The organism is Microbacterium sp., assembly GCF_029263575.1.
Lineage (GTDB): Bacteria > Actinomycetota > Actinomycetes > Actinomycetales > Microbacteriaceae > Microbacterium.
Window position 1 is genome coordinate 1 of the sequence record NZ_JAJUFV010000182.1, and the last position, 5,358, is coordinate 5,358.

At 68.6% G+C, this 5,358-nt stretch carries 6 protein-coding genes and 1 pseudogene; 4 read left to right on the forward strand and 3 right to left on the reverse strand.

The features are described 5' to 3' along the window. A pseudogene (locus Q1J95_RS14080) lies at positions 1 to 515 on the forward strand (hypothetical protein); the annotation flags it as partial. Continuing rightward, the gene (locus Q1J95_RS14085) at positions 512 to 1,885 is read left to right on the forward strand and encodes a DUF5719 family protein (RefSeq protein ID WP_300268645.1); all 1,374 of its coding nucleotides are present in this window, start codon (positions 512 to 514) and stop codon (positions 1,883 to 1,885) included. The pseudogene Q1J95_RS14080 and the gene Q1J95_RS14085, both read left to right, overlap by 4 nt. Positions 1,886 to 1,991: 106 nt before the next feature. On the opposite strand, the gene Q1J95_RS14090 is transcribed toward Q1J95_RS14085, so the two are convergent. Then, entirely contained in the window at positions 1,992 to 2,420 is a 429-nt protein-coding gene (locus Q1J95_RS14090; RefSeq protein ID WP_300268648.1) for a hypothetical protein, read from the reverse strand. Positions 2,421 to 2,487: 67 nt separating this feature from the next. On the opposite strand from Q1J95_RS14090, the gene Q1J95_RS14095 reads away from it, so the two are divergent. Continuing rightward, positions 2,488 to 2,694, forward strand: a complete 207-nt coding sequence (locus Q1J95_RS14095) for a DUF3499 family protein (protein ID WP_300268650.1) — start codon at positions 2,488 to 2,490, stop codon at positions 2,692 to 2,694. 7 nt (positions 2,695 to 2,701) lie between these two features. On the opposite strand, the gene Q1J95_RS14100 is transcribed toward Q1J95_RS14095, so the two are convergent. After that, the gene (locus Q1J95_RS14100) at positions 2,702 to 3,511 is read right to left on the reverse strand and encodes an RDD family protein (protein WP_300268652.1); all 810 of its coding nucleotides are present in this window, start codon (positions 3,509 to 3,511) and stop codon (positions 2,702 to 2,704) included. Positions 3,512 to 3,527: 16 nt separating this feature from the next. Between Q1J95_RS14100 and Q1J95_RS14105 the strand changes: the two genes are divergently transcribed. Beyond that, positions 3,528 to 4,520 carry a stage II sporulation protein M gene (locus Q1J95_RS14105; protein WP_300268657.1) on the forward strand — a complete coding sequence of 331 codons (993 nt, stop codon included), beginning with the start codon at positions 3,528 to 3,530 and terminating at the stop codon, positions 4,518 to 4,520. A 13-nt stretch (positions 4,521 to 4,533) separates the two neighbouring features. Here Q1J95_RS14105 and aqpZ read toward each other — a convergent pair whose 3' ends face one another. Beyond that, positions 4,534 to 5,298: an aquaporin Z gene (gene aqpZ / locus Q1J95_RS14110; protein ID WP_300268655.1), complete on the reverse strand. Its 765-nt coding sequence runs from the start codon at positions 5,296 to 5,298 to the stop codon at positions 4,534 to 4,536. Positions 5,299 to 5,358: the final 60 nt, after the last annotated feature.

Consider the following 5,358-nt stretch of genomic DNA (forward strand, 5'->3'; position numbering starts at 1 on the left):
AATCCGCCGCGGCGCGGGCCATCCGTGTCGCCGCCATCACCGCGATCGATCAGCGAGCCGGCTTCGTGAAGGTGAGCGAGACCGACAAGGGTGTGCTGTGGCGGCTCGAAGCAGAGAAATCGCCGCGCGCCGAGCTCACCGATGCCGACCGCGGCACCGCGCAGACCATCACGATTCTGCAGCTCGTCGTGCTGTTCGCAGCCCTGCTGCTGGCCATCCCCACGCGGGCCTCGCGACGCGCAGCGCGAGCGCAGTCGCGGATCGTCGGTCGCTCGCTGGACGAGCCCATCGTGCTCCCGAAACGCGCGGATGATGGGGATGCAGAACCAGAGGCTGCCGAGCCCGAACGTGCCGAGCCAGAAGCGGCGGAACCGGAACAGGGAGAAACCGTCGAGCCGGAGGCCGTCGAGGCCGATCCTGTTGAGCCTGATCCCGCAGAGCCTGATCCCGCAGAGCCGGCAGAGCCGGTTGAGCCGGCAGATTCGGATGAACCCGAACAGGAGGGCGAGCGATGACGCAGCGTCGTGCGATTCGAGTTGTGGCGACCAGCGCCCGCCTGGTGGCCGGTGCGGTCATCGCCGTCGGGTGCGTGGCCGGTGTCGTCGCGGCTGTGGCGTTGCCATGGCCCACCGTCGCGAACGAACCCGCCGAGCTGTCTGTGCGGCCCTCAGCCGGTGACACGACGCTCGTGTGCAACGGTCCGTTCCGGGCGATCGGACGCGACACGATGAACGCTCAGCAGATGTCGCCCGCTGGCCGGCCCGCTGTCACGGTCGACAGCAACGGTCCGCGCGAGGCATCCGATATCGCGATCTCTGATCTGACCGGCGACGCTCCCGCGCCGCAGCGGTTCGTGGGCAGCGCAGAACAGGGCGGTTCATCGCTCGTGGCGGCAGCCGAGTCGGTCACGATCGCCGCAGATGACCTGGCGGGGCTGGCCGCAGGCGCATGCCGCGCGCCCAGCACCGAGTCGTGGCTCGTGGGCGGAACGGTCGAGACCGGCACGAGCGACCTCATCATCCTGACCAACCCCGGCGATGTCGCCTCGACGGTCACCCTCACGGTGTACGGTCTCGAGCCGACGTCGACGACGACCGTCGTTCCCGCCGGGACGCAGCTGGCTGTTCCGCTGGCATCCGTCGCGGCGGGTCTGCAGCAGCCGGTCGTGCGCGTGACAGCAGAGGGAGCGCCGGTGCGCGCCGTGCTGCAGTCATCGCTCATCCGTACGCTCGACCCCTCCGGCATCGCTCTGCAAGACACTGCCGGAGCGCCGAGCGCGAACCTCACGTTCGCCGGCGTGCAGGTGCGCGAGCCGAGCGACGACACACCCGTCACGGTGCTGCGACTGATGGCGACCGACCAGGCGACGAACGCCGCCGTGACGGTGCGTGCCGGGGGAGAGGTCGTGCAGGAGGTCTCTGTTCCGCTCGATGCCCAGGTGCCTGCCGAGCTTGGCCTGGAAGGACTCGAGCGCGGCGTCTACAGCATCGAGGTCGAGGCGGAATCCGCCGTCGTCGGAGCGACCTGGCAGACCAACCGGATCGGCGCGGGCAGCGACTTCACCTGGATGACGCCCGCCCCCGAGATCGCCGAGCAGGTCATGATCGCCGTGCCGAGGGGCCCCGGTGCCCGCATTCATCTCGTTAACACGCAGGACGCCGACGCGAACGTCACGCTCACGCCCACCGCCGGCGGCGAGGAACGCACTGTGACCGTTCCGGCCGGCGGATCAGAGCTTGTCGAGGCCCGGGCCGACACGACGTACACCCTGACGACGGATGCTCCGCTGCACGCAGCCGTGGTTCTCGCCGGAACCGATGCACTGGCCGGATGGCCGATCTGGCCGAGCGCCGCAGCGCAACAGCCCATCGCTGTCTATCCCTGAGCGCGGGGAACTATGAGCGCGGGGAACCCTGAGCGCGGGGAACCCTGAGCGCGGGGAACCCTGAGCGCCGGGAGACCTGAGCGCCGGGAGACCTGAGCGTTGGGGCTCAGTCGTGATCCGACCCGAACTCCCAGGGATCTTTGCCGACGTACTCGGCGCACGCGCGGAACACAGCGCTTTCGATCGCGATGCGCCGGTGCATGTCATCGTCGTGCCCGGGCGGTAGCAGGCGTTCGATCGGAACCCGGAAGAGCACGATGCGTCGCTGCTGGCGGTCGATGAGCCAGCGGGGGATGCCGCCGGGGTCCGAGTGCATCGGCAGGGCGCCGATCTCGAAGCGCACCTCCTGCAGCTCCGGCCACGTGCCGCGCAAGAACTCCACGGCGGCGCCGATGGTCGCGTCGAAACGATCGATGCGTCCGTCCAGCGGGGGAAGGGGCGGCCGCAGAACTTCGCTGCGGCCCAGGCGGCCGTGACGCCCGTGGCGTGCACCGCGGCGGTGACCGGCGGCGTTTCCAGCAGAGCGACGAGCCATGACCAAAGTCTAGGCCGTCCCGCGCGGCATCCGTCGGCGGCACCGGGTGCGCCCTACTCTGAAGGTGATGGACGAACGACTCTGCTCAAAGGTGACCTGCGCTCGCGAGGCCGTGGCGACGCTCACGTACGACTACGGCGACCAGATGGCCGCCCTCGGGCCGCTGGGCGGCACGGTCGACCCGCACGCGCACGACCTGTGTGCCCAGCACGCGGAGCGACTGTCGATGCCTGCCGGATGGGTCGTCGTGCGCCACGAGGCGCTGCGGGCTTAGCGCCCGCCTACACGCCTACGCGCCGCCCGGTCAGCTTCTCTGCGCGGGCGTCAGCGATCACCAGCGCGCGTCGCTCGCGTTCGCGACGTAGCACCGTGATGGCGACCAGCAGGTCTTCGGGGTGCGCTGCGGGCTGCGGCGAGACGTACTCAGCCGTCGCCGCGACGAGCTCGTGGGCGATGCGCGCACGAGCCGACGGCGTCATGCGCTCCGCATGCTGCAGAAACTGTGAGATTCGGCGGGCCAAGCGATCCGGCATCCGCGCGACGTCGGCGATTTCCGCCCATCCGGCCAGCGCCGGGGGCATCACAGGGACGAGCGGGACGAGCTTCGGCGTGCGAACCCGCTGGCTGTAGGTGCCGGCCACCATGTCGCCTAGGCGCTGCGAGCGGGCCGTGAAGGCTCCGGCGAGCATCGCGACGGCGCCGAAGGTCATATAGATCTCCAAGACGCCGATGAGCGCGCGGATGAAAGCATGGCGGAACCCTGCGGCACCGCCGTCGAGGCGCACGATGCGTCCGCCGACGGCGAGTTTGCCGAGGCTTCGGCCGTGCGTCGCCGTCTCCACGACGATCGGGATGACCACGAAGCACACGACGAGCATCGTGATGTTCAGGATCGCATCGATCGATCCGTCGATGACCCCCAGCCCGAGCAGCCACAAGCGCAGCCACAGAAACAGGGCGAACAGCACCCAGCCGACGATCATGTCGATCAGGGCGCCCAGCGCGCGCATGAAGAAGGCCAGCGGTTGCACGTCGATGGCGACGGCTTCACCGGATAGCACTTCGTCGGCAGTGTCGATCGGCGTAGACATGAGTACAGTAAATCAGGTGGATGCCGATGCTTTGAGTGATGCACGCCGCGGCGAATGGGAACGACTCGACGAACTCAGCCGCGGGCGTCTCGACGGCGACGGCGTCGACGAGCTGATCGTGCGCTACCGTGCGGCATCCGCTGATCTGGCTGAACTGAAGACCTCTGTCGGCGACTCGCCGCAGGGCGCATATGTGTCATCCATCCTCGCCCGGGCACGGATGCGCTTGACGGGCACCTCCGACAACATCCTGGCGCAGATCGGCCGATTCTTCACCGACCAGCTGCCTGCGGCGTTCTACCGGCTGCGCTGGACGACGCTCGTGGTCGCTGTCGTGTTCATCGCCATCACGGCGGGAATCGCGGCGTGGATCTCCAGTGACCCGGCACTCGTCGCCACTCTCGGGCCCGCGGGGCTTCTCGAGCAGTACGCCGAAGAGGACTTCACCACGTACTACACCGAGAACCCCGCCGCTGTGTTCGCCGGGATGGTGTGGACCAACAACGCCTGGATCGCCGCCCAGTGCGTGCTGTTCGGCGTCACGGGAATCTGGCCGCTGTACGTCATCGCTCAGAACGCGGTCAGCCTCGGCGTCTCCGGCGCTGTGATGGCCGCGCACGACCGCCTCGATGTGATGGTCCTGTACATCCTGCCGCACGGTCTGCTCGAGATGACGAGCATCTTCGTCGCCGCCGCTGCCGGGCTGCACATCTTCTGGGCGTGGGTCGCTCCCGGTCACCGCAGTCGCGCAACGGCGCTCGCGCAGGAGGGGCGCTCGCTCGCGACGGTCGCAATCGGGCTGGTCTTCGCTCTGTTCCTCTCGGGCCTCGTCGAAGGCTTCGTCACGGGGTGGTCGCTGCCCTGGCCGATCAAGATCGGCATCGGCGCCGCGGCGCTGGGCGTGTTCCTCGTCTACATGCTGCTCGTCGGACGCCGCGCCTATCAACGCGGAGAACGCGGCGACCTCCTCGAATACGAGGCCGGAACGCCGCGTCTCGTCGCGGGTTGAGCGAGGACGCCCGTCAGCTCTTCTTCGTACCGTCGAGGAGCGTCTTGTACGCCACGCCGGCGATCAGGGCGCCGACGATCGGGAACACGAGGAACACCCACAGCTGCGAGAGCGGACCGACACCACCGTAGATCGCCGCGGCGATCGAGCGTGCCGGGTTCACCGAGGTGTTGTCGACGGGGATGCTGATCAGGTGGATCAGCGTCAGGGTGAGACCGATCGCGAGGCCGGCGAACGGGGTCGGGCGCAGCTTGTGCGTCGTACCGAGAATGACGAACAGGAACACCGCCGTCAGCACGACCTCGATGATGATCGCGGCCCACATGCCGAAGCCGCCGGGGGAGTGCTCACCCCAGCCGTTGCTCGCGAAGCCGGCGTCCTGCGCGCCGGTGAGCCAGCCCTCCGGACCGAACAGACCGATGAGGACGAGGATCGTCGACGCGATCACACCGCCGACGACCTGAGAGATGATGTAGCCGGGCACGTCTCGCCACGGCAGCCGGCCAGCGGCGGCGAGGCCGAGGCTGACGGCCGGGTTGAAGTGTCCACCGGAGATCGGGCCGAAGGCGTAGACGCCCACGACGACCGTGAGACCGAACGCGAGCGCGACGGCCACGTAGACGGCCGATCCGGACCCGGGGTCGGTGAAGTGGTTGGACGCGAACAGGGCGGTTCCGACACCGCCGAGAACCAGCAGGAACGTGCCGAGAGCTTCGGCGGTGAGTTTCGCACCCGTGGTGGGCAGCGGAGTCTCAGCTTCGACGAGCGATTCGCTCATGGGATTCCCCCTCCTCGATGTGCTCGCAGAATACACCGTGGGTCGGATGCCGCAGCATCC

Coding starts and splice junctions, on each gene's coding strand:
- Q1J95_RS14095 (WP_300268650.1), top strand. CDS start 2,488: ATGGACGAACGACTCTGCTCAAAGGTGACCTGCGCTCGCGAGGCCGTG.
- Q1J95_RS14085 (WP_300268645.1), top strand. CDS start 512: ATGACGCAGCGTCGTGCGATTCGAGTTGTGGCGACCAGCGCCCGCCTG.
- Q1J95_RS14090 (WP_300268648.1), bottom strand. CDS start 2,420: ATGGCTCGTCGCTCTGCTGGAAACGCCGCCGGTCACCGCCGCGGTGCA.
- aqpZ (WP_300268655.1), bottom strand. CDS start 5,298: ATGAGCGAATCGCTCGTCGAAGCTGAGACTCCGCTGCCCACCACGGGT.
- Q1J95_RS14100 (WP_300268652.1), bottom strand. CDS start 3,511: ATGTCTACGCCGATCGACACTGCCGACGAAGTGCTATCCGGTGAAGCC.